Annotated in this window: 20 protein-coding genes; 8 read left to right on the top strand and 12 right to left on the bottom strand. The window is 57.2% G+C overall.

The window, feature by feature from the left end:
• Genes fliE through ACR0EV_RS19550 form a run of 3 tightly spaced genes read right to left on the bottom strand, consistent with a single transcriptional unit; the run spans position 1 to position 1088 of the window.
• Positions 1 to 291, bottom strand: coding sequence for a flagellar hook-basal body complex protein FliE (gene fliE / locus ACR0EV_RS19560; protein ID WP_480801644.1), 291 nt, complete (start codon positions 289 to 291; stop codon positions 1 to 3).
• Positions 292 to 303: 12 nt separating this feature from the next.
• Positions 304 to 690, bottom strand: coding sequence for a flagellar basal body rod protein FlgC (gene flgC / locus ACR0EV_RS19555; protein WP_480801643.1), 387 nt, complete (start codon positions 688 to 690; stop codon positions 304 to 306).
• 11 nt (positions 691 to 701) lie between these two features.
• Complete coding sequence (locus ACR0EV_RS19550; protein ID WP_480801742.1) at positions 702 to 1088, bottom strand: FlgB family protein; 387 nt, start codon at positions 1086 to 1088, stop codon at positions 702 to 704.
• 87 nt (positions 1089 to 1175) lie between these two features.
• On the opposite strand from ACR0EV_RS19550, the gene ACR0EV_RS19545 reads away from it, so the two are divergent.
• The 6 genes from ACR0EV_RS19545 to ACR0EV_RS19520 all read left to right on the top strand — a co-directional run bounded on the left by ACR0EV_RS19545 (position 1176) and on the right by ACR0EV_RS19520 (position 8412).
• Entirely contained in the window at positions 1176 to 2513 is a 1338-nt protein-coding gene (locus tag ACR0EV_RS19545; protein WP_480801642.1) for a FliI/YscN family ATPase, read from the top strand.
• A gap of 86 nt (positions 2514 to 2599) precedes the next feature.
• Positions 2600 to 3439 carry a flagellar motor protein MotB gene (locus ACR0EV_RS19540; RefSeq protein WP_480801641.1) on the top strand — a complete coding sequence of 280 codons (840 nt, stop codon included), beginning with the start codon at positions 2600 to 2602 and terminating at the stop codon, positions 3437 to 3439.
• Positions 3440 to 3530: 91 nt separating this feature from the next.
• Positions 3531 to 4826, top strand: coding sequence for a flagellar hook protein FlgE (locus ACR0EV_RS19535; RefSeq protein ID WP_480801640.1), 1296 nt, complete (start codon positions 3531 to 3533; stop codon positions 4824 to 4826).
• Between the two features lie 33 nt (positions 4827 to 4859).
• The gene (gene flgK, locus ACR0EV_RS19530) at positions 4860 to 6311 is read left to right on the top strand and encodes a flagellar hook-associated protein FlgK (protein WP_480801639.1); all 1452 of its coding nucleotides are present in this window, start codon (positions 4860 to 4862) and stop codon (positions 6309 to 6311) included.
• Between the two features lie 2 nt (positions 6312 to 6313).
• Positions 6314 to 7321: a flagellin gene (locus tag ACR0EV_RS19525; protein ID WP_480801638.1), complete on the top strand. Its 1008-nt coding sequence runs from the start codon at positions 6314 to 6316 to the stop codon at positions 7319 to 7321.
• The gene (locus ACR0EV_RS19520) at positions 7318 to 8412 is read left to right on the top strand and encodes a flagellar basal body P-ring protein FlgI (RefSeq protein WP_480801637.1); all 1095 of its coding nucleotides are present in this window, start codon (positions 7318 to 7320) and stop codon (positions 8410 to 8412) included. Before ACR0EV_RS19525 ends, ACR0EV_RS19520 begins: the two co-directional genes overlap by 4 nt.
• 48 nt (positions 8413 to 8460) lie before the next feature.
• On the opposite strand, the gene ACR0EV_RS19515 is transcribed toward ACR0EV_RS19520, so the two are convergent.
• The 9 genes from ACR0EV_RS19515 to ACR0EV_RS19475 are packed head-to-tail and all read right to left on the bottom strand — an operon-like array spanning position 8461 to position 16039.
• The gene (locus ACR0EV_RS19515) at positions 8461 to 9105 is read right to left on the bottom strand and encodes a DUF1523 family protein (protein ID WP_480801636.1); all 645 of its coding nucleotides are present in this window, start codon (positions 9103 to 9105) and stop codon (positions 8461 to 8463) included.
• A gap of 10 nt (positions 9106 to 9115) precedes the next feature.
• Positions 9116 to 9382 (bottom strand): hypothetical protein, encoded by a 267-nt coding sequence (locus ACR0EV_RS19510; RefSeq protein WP_480801635.1) that lies wholly within the window; start codon positions 9380 to 9382, stop codon positions 9116 to 9118.
• A gap of 1 nt (position 9383) precedes the next feature.
• The gene (locus ACR0EV_RS19505; RefSeq protein WP_480801634.1) at positions 9384 to 10721 is read right to left on the bottom strand and encodes a DUF6638 family protein; all 1338 of its coding nucleotides are present in this window, start codon (positions 10719 to 10721) and stop codon (positions 9384 to 9386) included.
• Entirely contained in the window at positions 10718 to 11110 is a 393-nt protein-coding gene (locus ACR0EV_RS19500; RefSeq protein ID WP_480801633.1) for a hypothetical protein, read from the bottom strand. The genes ACR0EV_RS19505 and ACR0EV_RS19500 overlap by 4 nt, the downstream gene beginning before the upstream one ends.
• A 40-nt stretch (positions 11111 to 11150) precedes the next feature.
• A complete protein-coding gene (locus tag ACR0EV_RS19495) occupies positions 11151 to 11441 on the bottom strand; it encodes a hypothetical protein (protein WP_480801632.1) in 291 nt (96 codons plus the stop codon).
• A complete protein-coding gene (locus ACR0EV_RS19490) occupies positions 11441 to 13372 on the bottom strand; it encodes an AAA family ATPase (RefSeq protein WP_480801631.1) in 1932 nt (643 codons plus the stop codon). Before ACR0EV_RS19490 ends, ACR0EV_RS19495 begins: the two co-directional genes overlap by 1 nt.
• 54 nt (positions 13373 to 13426) lie before the next feature.
• Positions 13427 to 14545 (bottom strand): hypothetical protein, encoded by a 1119-nt coding sequence (locus tag ACR0EV_RS19485; protein ID WP_480801630.1) that lies wholly within the window; start codon positions 14543 to 14545, stop codon positions 13427 to 13429.
• A 33-nt stretch (positions 14546 to 14578) separates the two neighbouring features.
• Positions 14579 to 14953 (bottom strand): hypothetical protein, encoded by a 375-nt coding sequence (locus ACR0EV_RS19480; protein ID WP_480801629.1) that lies wholly within the window; start codon positions 14951 to 14953, stop codon positions 14579 to 14581.
• A gap of 6 nt (positions 14954 to 14959) precedes the next feature.
• Complete coding sequence (locus tag ACR0EV_RS19475) at positions 14960 to 16039, bottom strand: hypothetical protein (protein WP_480801628.1); 1080 nt, start codon at positions 16037 to 16039, stop codon at positions 14960 to 14962.
• Between the two features lie 268 nt (positions 16040 to 16307).
• Here ACR0EV_RS19475 and ACR0EV_RS19470 point away from each other — a divergent pair, with 268 nt between their 5' ends.
• On the top strand, positions 16308 to 17783 hold the full coding sequence (locus tag ACR0EV_RS19470; protein ID WP_480801627.1) for an NAD-dependent succinate-semialdehyde dehydrogenase: 1476 nt from the start codon (positions 16308 to 16310) through the stop codon (positions 17781 to 17783).
• Between the two features lie 128 nt (positions 17784 to 17911).
• On the top strand, positions 17912 to 20095 hold the full coding sequence (locus ACR0EV_RS19465) for an esterase-like activity of phytase family protein (RefSeq protein WP_480801626.1): 2184 nt from the start codon (positions 17912 to 17914) through the stop codon (positions 20093 to 20095).
• Positions 20096 to 20110 lie beyond the last annotated feature (15 nt).

Below are 20110 nucleotides of genomic sequence, written 5' to 3'. Positions count from 1 at the left end.
TCAGACCGGCATGCGCAGGATTTCCTGATACGCCTCGACCACTTTGTTGCGCACGACCACGGCCGTCTCAACGGCCAGTTCGGTCTGCGCCAGAGCCTGCACCAGTGCATGAGGATCGGCCTGCCCAACCATCGCGGTCTGAGACATCTGCTCGCTGTGTTTCAATGTGGCCGCAAAGTCCTGGAAACTGGCCTTCAGCCCCTGCGCCATCCCGGTATGTTCGGGGTCGGCCTGTGTTGCGGGGCGTGCGCCGGCATAGTTCTGTGCGGCGGTCAGGGATCGGATATCCATTCTGGCTGTCCTTTATTTTCTGAGCAATTCCATCAACGACGACGACATCTGCCGTGTCTGATCAAACATCTTGAGATTGGCTTCGTAGCTGCGCTGCGCCTCACGCGCGTCAGCGATTTCGATCATCAGATCGACATTCGATCCCTGATAGTGGCCACTTTCGTCGGCCATTGGGTGGGCGGGATCGTAAATCCGGCTCAGGTCACTCCTATCGAGTGTCACTCGACCCGCCTGCACCATGTCGCGCCCATCTTCTTGAACAGTTTCAAACGGCACGGTTTTTCGCCGATAACCGGGCGTATCCGCGTTTGAAATGTTTTCGGACACGTGACGCAAGCGGGTGGCCTGTGCACGCAGGGCGCTGGCGGATGCGGTCAGAGAATGGGAAAAATCGCTCATCTTCTTTCCCCTTAACCACGACCCAGGCTGGTGCGCAGGATATTCATGGATGACTTGTAGATCGCCAAAGCCCGGTCATGCTGGCGCTTCACCTCGACCGATTTCAGCATCTCTTCTTCCACGGACACACCGTTGCCGTTGGGATCACCCGAAGAGATTGCATCGAACTCGGCCCAGCTTTTTGCATCGGAACCTCCGTGCAGATGACCCTGTCGCGTGGCGGCCATAGTCGCTTCACGCTGTGAGGTTTCGAAAGCTGTCTTGAAGGATTCGATATCGCGCGGCTGGTAGCCGGGCGTATCCGCATTGGCCATGTTGCGCGCAATGACCGCCTGCCGTTGCCCGGCATGGGTTGCCATTGCGTACGCGGTCTTAAAGACGTTCAGGTCATAGAACATCGGGGCTTCTCGCTCGATCAATTTCAATCAAGGCTTAACCCCGATTCCTTTAGAAAGCGTTTTCAGAACTCAGTTGGAGAACCCACAATGTCCGATCTCGACCCCATGCTTCTTAAACATGAATTCGACAGGATGATCGCAGTCCGGCATGTGGGTCTGGTCAGTGGAGTCGCACAAGGCCTGATCGAGATCAGCGGTCTGAACAGCCACGCGCGAATCGGCGACCTGCTAACATTGCAACGGCGCTCGGGGCCTGATCTTTCCGGTGAAGTGCTGCATGCGGATGCGGAGTATGTCCACATGATACCGGGTGCTGCACCAGATGGTGTCAGTCTGGGAGACCGCGTGTATCTTGACCCTTCTCCTGACTTTGCTCCTGGCCTGCATTGGTTGGGGCGCGTCATCGATCCTTTTGGCAAACCACTGGACGGGAAACCTCTGCTAAACGGGGCGCAGGACCGCGACATCATGCAGGCCCCGCCGCCCGCCGTTTCGCGCAAACCATTGGGAGAGCGCATGGCCACAGGGTTGTCCGTTCTCAATACAATGCTGCCGATTGTACGTGGTCAGAGAGTCGGGCTGTTTGCCGGATCGGGCGTTGGGAAGTCCTCGCTTCTATCAACCCTCGCACGCTCCATGCAGGCCGATGCGGTCGTGGTCGCTCTGGTGGGTGAACGGGGGCGCGAAGTGAATGAGTTTGTCGCCCACGCGATCGGTCCCGAGGCCATGAAACGGACCATCGTCATTGCTGCCACCTCGGATCAGTCGGCCTTGTCGCGCAGACGTTGCGCGTGGTCGGCGATGTCGACAGCCGAATTCTTGCGCGATCAGGGCCTGAACGTTCTGTTTCTGGCCGATTCTGTGACCCGTTTTGCTGAAGCGCACCGGGAAATTGCCGTCGCAACGGGGGAATCACCTTCTTTGCGGGGATATCCGCCGTCGGTTACGCCCCTGATTGCAAACCTGTGCGAACGCGCAGGACCGGGCGCACAGGATCAGGGGGACATAACGGCTGTGTTCAGCGTTCTGGTGGCCGGGTCAGATATGGATGAGCCTGTCGCAGACATTCTGCGCGGCGTGCTGGATGGGCATATCGTGCTTAGCCGGGACATTGCTGAACGCGGGCGGTTCCCGGCGATTGACCTCAGCAAATCTGTATCCCGCAGCTTACCGGCTGCAGCTTCTGACGCCGAGAATCAGATGATCGCGGAAACCCGCAAACTTGTCGGCAGCTACGAACAGTCAGAGGTCATGATTAAGGCCGGGCTTTATGTCGAAGGGTCTGATCCACTTCTGGATCAGGCCGTGCGCGTTCATGACGAATTGGATGCGTTTTTCGGCAAACTGGACCCGGAAGGGATCGAAAACAGTTTTAACCGCCTGTCTCTGATTTTACGCCGTGCCTCGGTCGGTGTGCCGCGTTAAGGGAATTCTGAACAGTTTTAAGTGTTAAGGCCACCTTAAGACCTGCGCTGCTAGTCACAGAGTCGGGTGATAAAAAGGTGGTGGACATGGGTGCGCAAACCAATGCGGCGCCAATCATCATCAAGAAGAAGCGTGTATCAGGTGGCGATGGCCACCATGGCGGCGCGTGGAAAGTCGCGTACGCCGACTTTGTTACGGCCATGATGGCCTTCTTCATGTTGATGTGGCTGCTTAACGCGACAACGGAACAACAACGCAAGGGGTTGGCGGACTACTTCGCGCCAACAATCCCGCTTAGTCCGGAATCCGGCGGGGGTGACGGGGCATTTGGCGGTGACAGCATGTTGTCCGAAGACACACTGTTGCGGGGTGGCCTTGGCGCCACAGACAAACACGCAACTGAGTCGCGCCAGGCACGTGGCTCAATTGGTGTGGATGCCAAACGCGGTGGCAAAGGGAACAAAGAAGATTTCTCAACGCTTGAGGCAAAGCTGCTGGGGCGTACCGGTGAAAGCGAGGTGTCGGACAAGCTGCTCAAACATATTGTCACGCGCGTGACCGATGAAGGGCTTGTCGTTGAACTTTTCGACACCGAGGACCAGGCATTGTTCGAATCAGGATCCGCGATACCCACCCGTTTTCTGAGGGCACTGGCGCTGATCATTGCCCGATCTTCGGATCTGGTGACAAATCCAATCGCTGTTGAGGGTCATGTGAGCGCATCACCGGTGGTTCAGGTACGCAATACAGCATGGGATCTGTCGACAGCCCGTGCTCAGAAATTGCGTCAGTTGTTGCAAGACAAAGGTGTCATGGCGCAACGAATGGATCGCGTTACCGGTCACGCAGACCGGGAATTGTTTACCGAAAACCCTATGGCCGCGCGGAACAACAGGGTAGAGGTGATCTTCCTGCGCCAGCCCTAAAGGATAGAACGCATTTTACATGTTAGCGCGCTGTTAAGAGGCAGCGCGTTACCTGTTGCATCAACGACTGACGCAACAGAAGGGCGCGCCCATGACCATTTCCTCTTCGCTCAATGCCGGTGTGGCAGCGCTGAAGGCCAACGCCAACAGGCTGGCGACGATTTCCGACAATATCGCGAATTCCTCGACCTATGGGTACAAACGGGTCGAAACCGATTTTCATTCGATGGTCACGTCGGGTCAGGGCGGCAGCTACTCGGCAGGCGGTGTGCGCACGACAAGCCAGCGCATGATTGATCAGCGCGGGCCTTTGGTAACAACCAGCAATTCCACTGACCTCGCCGTGCGCGGGCGCGGGATGTTGCCTGTGCGTCCCAGTTCGCAGATCGACAACAACTCGAATGAGATGCTGCTGACCACAACCGGATCTTTCCGCACCAACGAAGAAGGATATCTGGTGACCGAATCGGGCCTTGTTCTTCTGGGTTGGCGCGCAGCACCGGACGGAACTATCCCGTCTGTACCGCGTGACACGCCAGCCGCCCTTGAACCCATTCAACTAAGTGTCAATCAGCTGTCAGGCTCTCCTACGACGGAAATGAACCTGCGCATGAATCTGCCTGCCACCGCTACGGATGCGGGTGCTCCGGGTGATATTCAGCCCTTGTCTGTCGAGTACTTTAACAATCTCGGCAAATCCGAAAGTGTGGACATCGAACTGATCCCGACCGTTCCGGCGACGGGCAGCAGTAATGAATGGACGATGGTTCTGCGCGACTCCGCCTCTGGTGGGGCAATCATCGGAGAATACACACTGACCTTCACCGACAACCGGACAGCAGGCGGTACCCTGGCCAGTGTCACGGCGGTTTCAGGCGGTGCATATGATCCAACGACGGGCAGCGTCATGGTCAACGTCGCCGGAGGCCCGATGGAGATCAATATCGGTATGATCGGGGACTCTGATGGCATTACCCAACTCTCCGATACATTCGCACCGGTCTCAATCACACGAGACGGTTCTGCCGTTGGCACGATGACCAGTGTGCAGGTGGATGAAAACGGATTTGTTTACGCGTTCTACGACACCGGTGTCAGCCGACTGATGTTCCAGATACCGCTGGCGGATGTTCCCAATCCCAATGGTCTGACGGCACTGGACAGTCAAACTTACGCGCCATCCCGTGAAAGCGGCACCTTCTTTCTTTGGAACGCAGGCGAAGGCCCGACCGGAGACCTTGTTTCCTTCGCCCGTGAAGAATCCACCACGGATGTCGCCACCGAGCTCACCTCACTGATCCAGACACAACGCGCCTATTCATCAAGCGCCACGGTGATCCAAACAGTGGATGAGATGCTGCAAGAAACGACAAACCTGAAACGCTGATTCAGGCTCTGACCCGAGGAAAGGAGCGGCCTCATGAACATGTCGACGGCACTCAACAACGCATTGGGTGGGCTGACAGCGGCCAGCCGAGGGGCCGCCGTGGTGTCAGGAAACATCGCTAATGCCCTGACACCGGGCTATGCGCGCCGATCCCTTGAACTGGCAACAAGCCAGATTTCCGGCAACAGCGTCCGCACGGTTGGCATTGTACGGCACCAGGACCCGGTTCTGACCGCCAACAGACGGTCCACTGACGCCGACTTGGCACTTCACTCTGCGGTATCGGATTTTCACGCAAGATTCGAACAGCTGGTGGGGTCTCCGGCAAATGGACCGTCATTGTCCACGCGTCTGACGGACTTGGAAAACAGCTTCCTGACGGCGGCCAGCCTGCCGGACTCGATCGAGCGGCTGGATCAGGTCGCACGTTCGGCAGGTGATCTGGCCAACGCGCTGAACACAGCGTCTGAAGGCGTGCGGCAGGCGCGATCGGATGCAGATCGAAAGATCGGTGCGCAAGTGGAAAGCTTGAATCAGGCTTTGAAAGATATCGAAGATCTGAACGCCAAAATTCCAGCCATCAAGAACTCTGGTGGCGACATTGGTGCCCTGCTGGACCAGCGGCATGTTCTGATTGATCAGGTCAACGCTCTGATTCCGGCCAATGTCGTGCCGCGTGCAAATGAACAGGTCTCGTTGTATTCGGATGGCGGGTTGATCCTGTTAGAGGGCAAAGCGTCCGAGTTCACCTTTGCCATCACAGGCGAGACCAAGCCAAACATGACGGTTGCAAATGGCCTTCTGTCCGGGCTGGAGATGAACGGGAATCCGGTGCGCACCGGCGGTGACACCGCCCAAATCCGTGGTGGGGCATTGATGGCCCAGTTTACCATCCGCGACGCGCTTGCGGTTGAGGCTCAACTTCAGCTCGACACTGTTGCCCGCGACTTGATCGAACGGTTCGAGACGCCCGGTCTGGACCCGACTGCGCTGGCCACCGATCCCGGCCTATTTACCGACAGTGGCAACCGGTTTGATCCCACAGCATTTGTCGGGCTTGCCTCTCGGGTTTCGGTCAACGCGAGCGTGGATCCTGACATGGGCGGTGACAGCTGGAAACTGCGCGCGGGTTTGGGGGCTGGCACGGCAGGTGATCCCGGACAATCTGCACAACTGCGCGCCTTCGGCAACATCCTGAACGACGCGCACCCAGTAGCTGGCGGGCTGTTCGGCACAGGAAACATGCGGGCCGCGGAACTGACCGAGGCTTTGCTGTCCAAAGCCGGTGCAAACGCCCATGTTGCAGATCAACGCCAGGCCTTCGCCAACACCGCGCAACAGCAAATGGCCCAGATTGAGGCCGAACAAGGCGTGGATACAGATCAGGAACTACAACGCCTGATGCAGGTCGAACAGACATATGCAGCAAACGCCCGGGTCATCTCGGTCGTGGATGAACTGCTTGAAACTCTGCTGAGGTTGTGATGATGACTTTGACTTCAATCGGCGATCTGGCGCGCGGTATGACACTGCGCACACGTGCCACGGACATAAAAACGCAGATCGAAACGCTTTCCTTTGAGATGTCCACTGGACAGGTACAGGATATCTCGGGCCGGTTGGGGGGCGATTATTCACAGCTTCTGGACCTGGATCGCAGCCTCGCCCGCCTCGATGCTTTTGGTATAGCAACGTCTGAGGCCGCTCTGTTTACCGATGCCATGCAATTGAGCCTGAATACCTTCGGAGATTCCGTTGGAGATATGACAGCGTCCCTGCTGGCATTTGGAACCGCAAATCAGCCCGTGAATCATGAACAAGCGTCGGTGCAGGCGAAAAACGAACTGGACACGATGATCTCGGCATTGAACACACGCGTCGGTGGGCGCAGCCTGTTTTCCGGGACGGCCACTGATGTGTCCCCCCTTCCCTCTTCAGACGATCTTTTGGCAGCGCTGAAACCGCAGCTGACCGGGCTTGTAACCGTGGCAGATATTCGGCTGGCGGCAGACACTTGGTTCAACGATCCGGCCGGGTTCGACGCCGCGATTTATCAGGGATCGAACAACACTCTTTCACCGATGCAAGTATCGGAAAACGAAAGCGTTACATTGCCGATCACCGCAACGGACCCGGCCTTTAAAGCCGCTCTGCGGGACGTTGCAGTGGCTGCGTTAGCTACAGATAGCACCTTGGCGCTGTCCTCCGATCAGCGCACAGCATTGTTCACACAGTTGGGTGTTGATCTGGCCAACGCGCAGGACGCGACTGTGCAGCTTCGGGCCGAGGTCGGCACAGCCGAGGCTCGAATAGAAGAGGCCGCGACACGCAATTCTGCTGCCCGCACCAGCCTCGAGTTCAGCCGAAACGAACTGATTGCTGCCGACCCTTATGAAACAGCGGCCAAATTGCAAACGGTGCAGTTCCAATTGGAAAGCCTCTATTCCGTAACCGTTCGCAATGCGAACCTTTCGCTGGTGAACTTTCTGAGATGAGGGCGCTGATACTTGTTCTGATCTTCCTTCCCAGCTTGGCGTGGGCAGGAGCGATACGCCTGAAGGACTTGGTCGATTTCGACGGCGTGCGCGGCAACGATCTGGTCGGTTACGGCCTTGTTGTCGGCCTGAACGGAACAGGTGATGGATTGCGCAACGCTCCTTTCACCGAAGAGATAATGTCCAACATACTCGAACGTCTGGGCGTTAACGTGAACGGCGAAGACTTTCGCCCAAAGAACGTTGCAGCCGTTTTAGTAACCGCCAGCCTCCCACCCTTTGCCAGGGTGGGTGGTCAGATCGACGTGACGGTTTCGGCCATTGGCGATTCCAGCAGCCTGTTGGGCGGAACGCTGATTATGACCCCTCTAAATGCCGCCGACGGTCAAATCTATGCCGTTGCACAGGGCACAATCCTGGCGGGAGGCGTTTCTGCCGAGGGTGAGGCCGCTTCGGTGGTGCGCGGGGTGCCGACTTCGGGCGTTATACCATCTGGCGCAAGGGTTGAGCGTGAAATTGACTTTGACCTGTCGACTCTGACCCAAATGCGTCTTGCGCTGAGAGAACCCGATTTCACCACTGCCGCGCGGATCGAATCCGCAATCAATACCGAGTTCAACAGGGCCGTGGCCATCATGCGAGATTCCGGCACGGTCGAGCTGAATGTCGCCGCGACTCAGGCGGTGTCAACGGCCCATGCCATCGGGCGTATCGAAAACATACTGGTTGAACCTGAATCAAAAGCACGAGTCGTCGTCGATCAGCGGTCGGGTACCATCGTTATGGGGCAAGAGGTCCGTATTTCGCGCGTCGCAGTCTCTCAGGGCAATCTGACGTTAACGGTGCAAGAGGCACCAATTGCCGTTCAACCCAACCCGTTTGCCAGGGGTGAAACAGTGGTCGTGCCCCGCACCATCGCTGGCATCGAAGAGGACGAAGGCACAGGTCTTGCCGAAATCCCCGAGGCCACAACGCTGTCCGAAGTGGTTGCTGGATTGAACGCGTTGGGAGTGTCGCCCCAGGACATGATCGACATTTTGAAGACCATAAAGGCAGCGGGCGCGTTACACGCAGAGTTCATCGTCAGGTGACACGCAGTTCACGCAATAAGGGCGTGCTGATCGCACGCCCCTTGCACTTTATTTTGACTTCCAGCTGTCCAGCCAGCGTCGAAACCTGGTGCGACGTTCTTCAATCGCGTCACCGGCCGCATATAGCCCGTCTTCAACATTTTCGAGCATCGGGTCGATCCGGGCCTGCCGGAACCTGCGCCAGCGCACCCAAATCGCCCAAACCAACGCGGCGAATATCGTCAGGAAGATGATATTGAACCAAGGGATAATCCGCGCATCCGGCCCATCCACATGGTTGATGAAGATGGCGTTTGGAAAGATCGAAAGGAATTCGTTGCGCCACCCGTAATGAGTAACGACCACCCATTTTGGATTCTCTTTCGTCGATTTGGCATCATTGGCTTCGGTATACAGGTTGGCTGTGTCGAACTTGAAATAGGGGGGCCAGCCCCAGCCGGTATCCTCGTTTCGGTAGACGATGGGTTTACCGCTGTCGCGCACAGCCTGAATGAACTGCACGTCCCGGTTGGACAGGCTCGCGGACTGGTCCTGCGGTTCGGACCAGAAAATCCGGGTCCAGTCGTTCAGGTCCTGCCGTTCTTCGTAGGTGTTGACGATGCGCACAATGTCATGCTGCGGCAACGAGTACTGCAGGACCGCCGCAATCGAGCCCCAGAAGATGATAATGAACGCCCATTTCACATAGGCCATGCCTAAATCCTCACATGTAATTCACAATGTAGATTAGCGCGCTAATCGCCACCCACGGAACAATATAGACACCCAGGATCAGTTTACGCCGGAACGAATTGTCATACACATGCAATCCGCGTTCGACAAAGGCTTCTTTGTTGCCCGTTTTGCCTTTTTCGTCCCACCAGTCCTCAAGTTTGCGCCGCCGAATGCCGCGCGAATAGAAAGACAACGCCACATAGGCAATCGTCTGAATCACCAGCAAGATCAGCAACAGGCGCAACAATCCGAACATATCAGCCTTTCCTCACCGAACCCCAGGGACCGACCCGAGCAATTATGTCATCGCTGACCCGGTCATTGCCGCTCATATCCGGCTCATGCCCAAACAACGCAGCACGAGCGCCTTGCTTGTCCACCTGATACTCGCGCGCAAGGAAGTCGGCAACATAGGCTTTCTTGCGCTCGGGCCAGCCCGAATATGTCCGGTAGAACAGCTCTTTATGGCAGATGAACATCTGGCGCGGGTCCAACGGGGCCAACTCGGACAGCAGCATGTTCACCAGATCCCTGTTCGGCGTATCCGCCGCACGCAAGGTATAGAAATAGGCCGGATGGTCCGAGGTGATGCGCGGCCACGGCCCACCGTCGTTTGCCCAGCGCAGTAATTGGACAAGCCCGTGATAGGCTTCGGGCAATCGATCCGAGTGGTTGCGCGCAAGCCGACGCATGTCACTGCGATCCAGCCCGGTCAGGTCGACATCAGCATCCGCAGCCGCATCGACGGTCAGGAAATCCATCTTCTGCTGCAAGATCGCGGCGGCATCCACGCCCCGCGCTTTGACAATCGGTTCGACCAGATTGTTGTAGTCCAGAAACTTAGCAATCTGGTTCCGCTGTGAAGGGTCGAAAGTGTATTTGATCGACAGATCGTCCGGCTTTTCGGCCATACAGATGGCCGCTGGGTGATCCAGATCAGGGAATAGGTAAAGCCCGCCAAAATGCGCGGTCCAGAAATTGCGCTGCTCAAAATCCGTGTGGCGCAGACGGACCGGATTGCGGGTAACGTCGCCGGTTTCCTTGGCGGTTTCGATCATCTTGGCGATCAGCACATCGTCGAACCAGGCGTCCTCTTCGGTCTTGAACTGTTCGACCATGCCCGCCAGCTGTTGTGCCTTGCGTAGGGTTCCGCCTGCGGTGTCAGCCTCAATCTCGATCTTGCGCAGGTTCAGCAGATCGCGGGGCGTCGTAAGTTTGATGACCGAGTTCACCAACTCTCCAGCCACCGCATCGGTGGCGGTCAGGGCGAACAGCTGCGCCTCATTCATCTCGATGAATTCGCGTAGGATATCGCGCGAGGTCGAGAATTTGACGTTCAGCAGCGGCGCGCGTTTCTGCTCGGTCGTCAGCAGAATGAACTGCCGGTTGACCCCGTTGGGGTTGAGGTAGAGCGAGTCCTCCAGCTCAATCCCCACCTCTGGTGAATAACCCGAGATATCAACATGGAAATCCGTCAGCGCCGTGGTCTTGCCCGCCAGATGCCGCAACGCGCGATTATACCGCTCGACCAGAGCCGGGCTGGAGATGTGGACGAGATTGCCGAACATCAGGCCTTTTTCGATGAGGCGGATCATGCGTTGTTCTCATTTATCTCTGGAGTTGCACACTCTGTGTCAAACAGTTTTCTTTTTAAATACATGAACATCACACCCGCAAAGACTAACCAAGGAAGTGCTAGCACGATTGTGCCAACGAACCACCACCACAACGCAGACAGGACTTCAAAGTCCTCTGAGGCGATCAGAATCCATGTCAAAAATGTCATTAGCATCGGTACGATAGTCAAATTTAGCAGTAGCGACCATCCAGCGATCGGTCCGAGTTCAAATTCATCATAGAGACGTTTCTGTGCCTGATGATGTTCGAATTTTTTACGCGCAACGAAATAGACAACCACCAAACCTAAAGCAGCGGGTAGAGCCAACGATACAAGCACAAGGGGCAAGACGCTGAATTCGTTCACCTGCTCCCCTCCAGAAAGGATCGAAAGTCATGTTCATGCATCATTTCGACCGAGACACTCTTGCTACATATATTGCCGCCAGCACCAACAAAGGCAGCGCAAACGCCCGGGCCGTGATCTGCAAGTTGAACCCGATGTAAGAGACCACGCTGCCCTCAAACAGGATCAGGGATTCTTCCCACGAAGTACCCTCAAAACCGCTGCCCGCGTTCACGCCGAACTGGGTCAGGAACAAGACAAGCACGGCGCCTAGAAACCCGAAAACGCCCCAACGCACAGGCAGGATCAAACCCAAAACAAGCGCCAAACCGGAAACCGCGAAGACAAGCATCACCCCTTCCCCTCCAAATACCGCCGCTTGGCCTCTTCCATCCGGCCCATCTCGCGGACGGCGTTCTCGATTGCGACCTCGTCGCTCTTGTCGGCATAGCGGAACTCGCTGTCGGCGTAGCGGTTGATCTCTTGGATCACCATCTCAACGGTGATCGGCTGGCGCAGGTCGTCGATCATCGCCTTCTTGGTGTCGTAGTCGCGGAACAGGAACAGGTCGGGGTTTTCCATCCATTCGTCGGGCAGCTCGAAGTCCATCGCGCGGACCTTGACCGCGTCGGTGATGTTCTTGATTGCACGACCGGTAAAGCGCTCATCCGCGGCTTGGATCGCCTTGAGGTAGGTGCCCAGCTTGGCGATCGTGTCCATCTGGCCGATCTCACCTGAAACCCGGTCATAGACCTGCAACAAAGCATCCTCATGCGGGCGCGAGTGGCTTTCGAAGCTGGCGGCGACGGCTTTCTTGATCTCCTGCGCGGCATAGGCCTCGTGTTCGCCCAGCGGGATGTCGTGGTTGCGGCCCATCAGCAGGTGCAGGATGTCGATGTAATCCTCGCGCGTCTGCGGCCCGTCCACCAGAAACCGCGCGCCCGCCCGCTGGCGCAGGGCGTCGTCCACATTCTCGGGGTAGTTCGAAAACATGCCAAAGGTGCAATTGCCGCGCACGACGGTGTTGGCACCCGCAAAGCTCTCCATCAGCACAGCGGTGATTTCCAGCTGGCCTGCGCTGGACTGCCGGTCGCCACGTTTGCCAGCCAGTTGGTCGATATCATCGATGGTGCCGAAGCCGATGACCGACGGGTCGATGATCGTGTTGATAAACGCCTTGGCGTTCTGGCCGGATTTGCCCTGATAGCTGTCGATATTGTCGGTGCTCAGATTTTGATAGCGGAATGGATAGCCCGCGTTCTGGCAATAATCATTGATCAGCCCCGCCATCATCTGGATCAGGGTGGTTTTGCCGGTGCCCGGTTTGCCGTCACCCATGAAGGTAAAGATGAACCCGCCGAGTTCCGCAAAGGGGTTCAGGCGACGGTCGAAGTCATAAGCCATCAGCATCTTGGCCAGCTTCATCGCCTGATACTTGGCGATATGGTTGCCCACTACCTCGTTCGGCTTCTTGAACGTCATGGTCAGCGTGGTGGATTTGGCCTTGGACGCTGGCTCAAACCCTCGGATCGTCAAATCATCGGCCTCGATATGCCAAGCAGCGTTCTGGAACGGGGCCAAATGACCCGCGGATTGGGCGCGTAAGGCGACCTTTTCCATCAACTGCTCGGCATAGGCACTTGTGGCTGCGATCAGGTGGGCGTCGTCAGGCGCGTGTTTGGCGAACGTCTGGTCCAGCTCCCACAACGCACCATGCAGGGCAAGTTGGCCATTGTCTGTCAAAACCTCTTCGATCTCGCCCAGATCAACCGTGGATTCGCCCAGATGCGAGGACATCAGATAGGCCAGCGCATTGCCGAACGTGTGCAAGGTGATCAGAGCCTCAGCCGTCAGCAGCTCCGAAAACTCGGTCTTGCGTGGAGCAGGGAGGTCTCCGGCCAGATTGGCCCGTTTCAGATCGGCTAGTGGCGTCTGGTCCGCATAAGCATCGGCCACAGCCAAAGCGATGGCAATCGCGCGACGAATGGCTTGCTGTGTCGTAGCCTGAGGCGGAGACACCAGCGTGTCCCCATCGTCCGACGCCTCGATCCGTTCAACCAGATGCACGCCGTCCGAACGCACCGTGCGCCGCGTGACCAACCCCGGCGTTGTGGATCGAAACCGCCGCCCCGTAGAAACCCCCGGAGACCGCTCAACAACCGCTTCCACTGCTTTGCCAATCCTCGGCGCATGCTCGAACCCGTTCAGCAAGGCGGTCGCTGCCGGGTAGTGCTTGCGAATGTCGTCCTCGCGTAGTTCCATCTGATCTGACATCAAACTCATCTCTTGAACCGCTCTTGCTTCATCTTTTCAAAAATACTCTCGCCGAAGGCGAAACTAATAGCGCAAAACCTGCCCCGCTTTGCTGACGACAAACTTGTTCACATCGGCAAACCCCGGCGGGTTGCGCTCGGCCAGCACCTGAAACGTCCGTTGGGGCAGGATGATCGACCTCTGGGTGCGCGTCGCCCCCGTCTCGGCCCCCTGCCCGCCAAAGGGGTCCAGCGCGAAGATTTCGCGCTCGACGGTGGAAAACCATCCTGCGCGTTCCTCGATCACCTGTTCACTTTCCAGCTCCTCGGTGGTCCAGGCCAGCGCCCAATCTTGACCTGCGGGGGCTTGCGCGTCCTCCAGCACCTGCCGCAGAGGACCTGATTGCTCGGTATAGGCCGAGGAGTACATCGGCCCAACATGAATGCGGCGCAGGTGTTTGGGATGCAGGTTGTCGAAATCCTGATCGAAGCCTTTGGCGATGGTCACCAGCTTCAACCCGCCCAACGACTGCGCCATCAGATGCGCCTGCACTTCGGGCCAGCGGCGCTGGTCCTTGGGCAGGGCGGTTTTACCACTGTCCTCCAACTGCATCAGGTAAATGACCGGCAGGTTGATCTGGCTGTCATAGACCGCCCAGTGGATCAGGAACTTACGCCGCTCGCCCTCATTCCCGATCCAATGGCATTCGGGATCGTTGCGGGCCCAGAACAGCTGACCTTTCAGCAATTCTTCGTAATAGAGCCTTTGAGACAGCGCGAATTGCAGCTTGGTGGGGATTTCCTGATCCCCAATGATCGTCCGCACCATGTCGGTTTTCAGATCATCTTCCGACGGCATATTCGCCAGATGCACCTGCGCCTGTTGCGCGTCATTGGCCATGGTCAGCAATTCCGCCGCCACTGGAAACCCGCTGTCGCGCTTGTCCATGGCGAGACTGCCAAAGAACCGCCCCGTATCGCGCCCTACCAGCAGATATTTCATAGAAAGCGCCCGGAACGTGTAGAGCAACCCGGAAAGGTAGCGCGACACGATCCGCACCTCTTGCTTGCTGATCGCGCCCTCAGCCTCCATCGTCGCGGCCACGCGCAGAAGGTGGACGGTGATCACCTCGAATTTGCGGAAATAGCGGCGCGAGGCAAAGGTGTCGGTCAGGCCGACATGGTCTTGGGAGGGGTCAGTCATTTGCAGATCTCGGCAGCATTTCAACTTCTGAAATCACAGCCCTTCATCCTTTTCGGAATGCGCTCTTCCGAGTGCATCAAGTTCAAAGAAGCTGAAGAGCATACTGGCCTCCGATTGGCGCCCATTGAAAAATTGTAACTCGCGGCTCCGAATGGTGTGAGCAGTCATGGAAAAGAGCGCGCGGGCAAGATTTCCAAAAGACCCAACCAAAACAAATAGAATTGCTAGGAAGAGTGCCGAAAAAATTGTCCCGTTCACACCTTTCTGACTGGCCATTTGAAATGGCGCGTCGGCACCAATTTCCGCTAAAGAAATATCGTGGCCAGCGAACAAAAAGACTATTGCCCCTGCGATGGTGATAAAAACGCCCAGAAGGCCAAATTTACGAAATACCTTCCAGCTCCACATCAGGGTTTAACCCCCATACAAATTCTTATCGTGCTTCTCGACAATCGAGGCAAACCGGCGGGCAAAGCGTTCATCCGCCTTGGCCTTCTTCTCCAGCACGTCGCGGGCAAAGACCATGTGGTCCTCATGCGCCTCAAGCATGTCGGCCATCTTCTGGTTAGTCGCGGTGCCGATGGCGGCCATGGCGGTTTGCGCCTCTTGGTCGGTCTGTACGCCGATCTCGTTGATGCGGTGGGCCACGTCCTGCTGCTGCGCGGTTTTCAGCGATTTGGTCAGCGCGTCATACAGCACCACGCGTTGTTGCGTGTCCGTCTGCAGCTTGTTGATCAGCACCATCTGCGTCGCCGCCTGGTTCTGCAGTGAATCGACCCATGTCTTGCCCTTTTCGATGTAACGCTCCAGCGTCTGAGACTTGGCCAGCTTAACCTGTTCTTCCTGAACCTTGGCGTTGTATTGCTTGTTCAGCTCGGCCAATTCAGTCTCTAACTGGGTGCGCGCGGCGGCATCCTGTTCGACGCTGATTTTGTTCTCCAGCGTAATGATCGTCGGGTCCATGCCCTGAATCTCAGTACGCAACGCCTCAAGCTCGGCCACCGTTGCTTCGCGATCGTCCAGCGTTACGGTCAGGTTGTCCTCAACCTTGACGCGCTGCTCTTCCAACACCGACAATTGCCCCTGCAGCAATTTCACGATCACGTCGGATTTGGCGATCAGGTCTTGCAGCTTGTCGTCGATATTGGCGGTGCGCATCCGTTCCTGCCGCATCGACTCGGATTTGCCTTTCGAGAAGATGCCGACAAACGACTCCCACCCGGTTTTCGAGCGCATCTCATCGAAATCCTTGGAAAACGCGTTGGTGACGTCGTCCAGACCCATGATCAGCTCGGCGATATTGGCGTTCATTACCTCGGTATGGGCATGCACATCCTCAAGCGTGGCGTTTTCGATGTCGATATCCGCCTCGGCGGTGCCGATCTTGGCCCGTGCCGCTTCGATGCGTGATGTCAGCCCTTCGATCTGCGACTGGCTTTCACGCACTTTTGCCTGAGTTTCTTCAATCAGGGCTTCGAATTGCTGGTTCGACATCTGCTGTGTCCCTTTTTGTATGTTTAACCAATGAGATAGGGAATGTTATAAGTATTTACATCCCCCCGCGCCTATATTTCCACCAGACTTTTGCAAACTCGGAGCGAAAAAGATAGGCGGATGGCCGCAAACCTAAGTGGATTGATATGCGAAAATCACACTGTGTTCATCCTGAACTGGATTGATTTAGGGGGTAAAGTGGTCATAGACAGTCTCGAACCCAGCTGATTGGGTGCGCGCAAACAAAATCCTTGCCGGAGACTGGCCTATGCTGGACGCAACAACTGATCTGAAGTCGATTCTAAAGAACCCTGAAATGCTGGCGACCAAGGCCTATATCGGTGGTCAGTGGGTGGATGGAGACAATGGTACTTTTGAAGTGACCAACCCCGCCCGCGGCGACGTGGTGGCCGAGGTGGCCGATGTCAGCCGTGCTCAGGTGGCAGGCGCTATTGCACAGGCTGAGGCTGCCCAAAGAGAGTGGGCCAAGCTAACCGGTAAAGAACGCGCGGCGATCCTGCGCCGCTGGTTCGATCTGATGATGGAAAACGCCGAGGATCTGGGCAAGATCCTGACGGCCGAGCAAGGCAAACCCCTTGCCGAGGCGATTGGTGAAATCGGATACGGCGCGTCCTTCATCGAGTTCTTTGGCGAAGAAGCCAAACGTATCTACGGCGAGATGATCCCGGGCCACCAGCGTGACAAGCGGATCATGGTTTTGAAACAGCCCATCGGTGTTGCTGCGTCGATCACGCCCTGGAACTTCCCCAACGCAATGATCACCCGCAAGGCCGGGCCTGCCCTTGCTGCTGGTTGCGCCTTTGTGGCGCGCCCCGCGAAGGAAACACCCCTGTCTGCTCTGGTGCTGGCCGTTTTGGCCGAAAAGGCCGGCATCCCGGCTGGCGTGTTCAACGTCGTGCCCTCGTCGCGCGCCAGCGAGATCGGCAAAGAATTCTGCGAGAACCCCGGTGTGCGCAAGCTGACCTTCACCGGATCGACTGAAGTCGGGCGCATTCTGCTGAAACAAGCCGCTGATCAGGTGATGAAATGTTCGATGGAACTGGGCGGCAACGCGCCGTTCATCGTGTTTGACGACGCCGATCTCGACGCAGCGGTCGAAGGCGCAATGATGTGCAAGTTCCGCAACAACGGCCAGACCTGCGTCTGCGCAAACCGTATCTACGTGCAGGCCGGTGTCTACGATGCCTTTGCGGCCAAGCTGAAGGCCGCTGTTGAGGCGCTGAAAGTTGGTGACGGTCTGACAGACGGAACCACAACTGGCCCGCTGATCAACGCTGAAGCCGTCGCCAAGGTTGAAGAGCACATCAAGGACGTCACTGACAAGGGCGGTGCTGTTTTAACCGGCGGCCTGCCACACGACCTGGGCGGCACGTTCTTCCAGCCGACCATCGTGACAGGTGTGACCCAGGACATGATGGTGGCACAGGACGAAACCTTTGGTCCGCTGGCCCCGTTGTTCAAATTCGAAGATGAGGATGACGTCATCGCCATGGCGAATGACACGATCTTTGGTCTGGCCTCGTATTTCTATGCCAAGGACCTGAGCCGCGTGTACAAAGTGGCCGAGGCGCTGGAATATGGCATCGTCGGTGTGAACACCGGCATCATCTCAACCGAACTGGGCCCGTTTGGCGGCGTCAAGCAATCCGGTCTGGGCCGCGAAGGCAGCCATCACGGCATGGAAGACTATCTGGAAATGAAGTACGTCTGCCTGTCGGTTTGATCCTTTAGTGCCCCGGTGCAAGGTGCCGGGGCCGTTCGGTTTGTCATAAAACTGCAAATAAACCGTCACATCCCTGCAATGACCCGGGTTCATCCCCCTCATATCCAACTGAGAGGGGAAACTTACCGATGTCATTGCGTTATGCCTGCCTGACATCTGCCCTTGCCCTGACCGCCGGTCAGGCCGTGGCAGAGATGAACTTCAACCGAATTGCGTCCTTCCCGGTCGTCAAGAACATGGCCGAGGGAGCGGATACAACCCGTGAGACCTCGCCCGAGATCATCGCGGCCACCGCTGACGGCATGACGCTGGTCTATACCGACAGCCCGCTGGGAGTGATCGGGATGATCGATATAACCAACCCTGCAAGCCCGGCCCCGTTGGGTGCGATGGAAGTGGGCGGCGAGCCGACATCCGTTGGCATCGTTGGTGCAACGGCTTTTGTGGGCGTGAACACGTCGGAAAGCTATACCGCCCCGTCCGGCAAACTGATCTCGGTCGATATCGGGGGCAAATCGGAAACCGGTGCGTGCGATCTGGGCGGCCAGCCTGACAGCGTCGCCATCGCCCCCGATGGCAGCTTTATCGCTGTGGCAATCGAAAATGAACGCGACGAAGACCTGAATGACGGCATCATCCCGCAGCTGCCCGCTGGGTCGTTGGCTTTGGTGCCGCTGAAAGACGGCGCGCTGGATTGCTCGGGCATGAAAATGGCTGCGCTGACCGGTTTGGCCGAGGTTGCCCCAACCGACCCTGAACCCGAGTTCGTTGACATCAACACTCTGGGTGAGACCGTCGTCACATTGCAGGAAAACAACCACATCGCGGTGGTCGACAAGGACGGCAACGTGGTCAGCCATTTTTCAGCCGGTGCAGTTGATCTGGAAGGCATCGACGCCACTGATGAGCGCGGCGCGCTGATCTTCACCGAAAGCCAGCTAGGCCGCCTGCGCGAACCGGACGCGGTGAAGTGGATCGACGACAATCATTTCGCTACCGCCAACGAAGGTGACTATGAGGGCGGGTCGCGTGGTTGGACCATCTTCCACAAAGACGGCACCGTTGTTTACGAAAACGGCACCGATTTTGAGCAGGCTATCATCCAGATCGGCCACTACCCTGACAAACGCTCGGACAGTAAAGGCGTTGAGCCGGAAAGCGTAACAGCAGCCACCTTTGGCGGCACACCGATGATCTTTGTCGGGGCCGAGCGCGCCTCGGTCGTGGGTGTCTATGACGCCACCGATCCGGCCAACCCGGTGCTGAAACAGCTGCTGCCCTCGGGCGTTGGTCCGGAAGGCTACGTTGCGATCCCCGAACGCAACCTGCTGATCTCGGCCAATGAAAAAGACCTGATCGAAGACGGCGGCCCGCGCGCGCATGTTTCGATCTTCGAATATCAGGACGCCCCGGCAAACTATCCGCATTTGACGTCGGAAGGTGCGGATGAACTGATCGGATGGGGTGCTCTGTCCGGTCTGGTCGCGGATGAGGACGGCATGATCTATGCGGTCAATGACAGCTTCTACGGCTTCCAGCCGTCGATCTTCAAGATTGACCCCAGCCAGCAACCGGCCCGCATCGTGGACGTGATCCGCATTCACCGTCAGGATGGCAACCCGGCACAGAAGCTGGATCTGGAAGGTATCACGCTGGATGGCAAGGGTGGTTTTTACGTCGCCTCCGAAGGTCGAACCGATCGCGTCATCCCGCACGCGATCTATCACGTCTCGGCTGACGGTCTGATCAAGGACCGCAAGGGCGAGATCGGCCTGCCGCCGGAACTGATGGCCGTTGAAAAACGCTTTGGTTTTGAGGGTATCACCAAGGTTGGCGACACCCTGTGGATGGCTGTACAACGCGAATGGAAAGACGACCCTGAGAACCACGTAAAACTGGTGGCCTATAACCTTGAGACCAAGGAATGGGGTGCCGTTCATTATCCTAAGATGGACCCAGATAAGGGCTGGGTAGGTCTGTCGGAAATCGTGGCCTATGGTGATCATATCTATGTCATCGAGCGCGACAACCAGCACGACCACCGCGCAGTGACCAAAAAGATCTACCGCATCCCGCTGTCCGAGATGACCCCGGCCCCGCTGGGAGGCACATTGCCTGTGGTCAGCAAGCAAGAGGTCCGCGACCTGCTGCCTGACCTGACCTCGACCGGTGGATACGTTCTGGACAAGATCGAAGGTCTGGCCATCTTGCCCTCGGGCGAGGCGTTTGTGATGACCGACAATGACGGCGTCGACGATGCCTCGGGCGAAACGATGTTCTGGTCAATCGGGTCAGTCACGGCTGGGAACTAAGCTTCAAAATTGAAA

The sequence above is a fragment of the Ruegeria sp. CF8 genome (assembly GCF_056537285.1).
The sequence above is the reverse complement of the archived record's forward strand: the minus strand, read 5'-3'. Positions and strand labels throughout refer to the sequence as shown.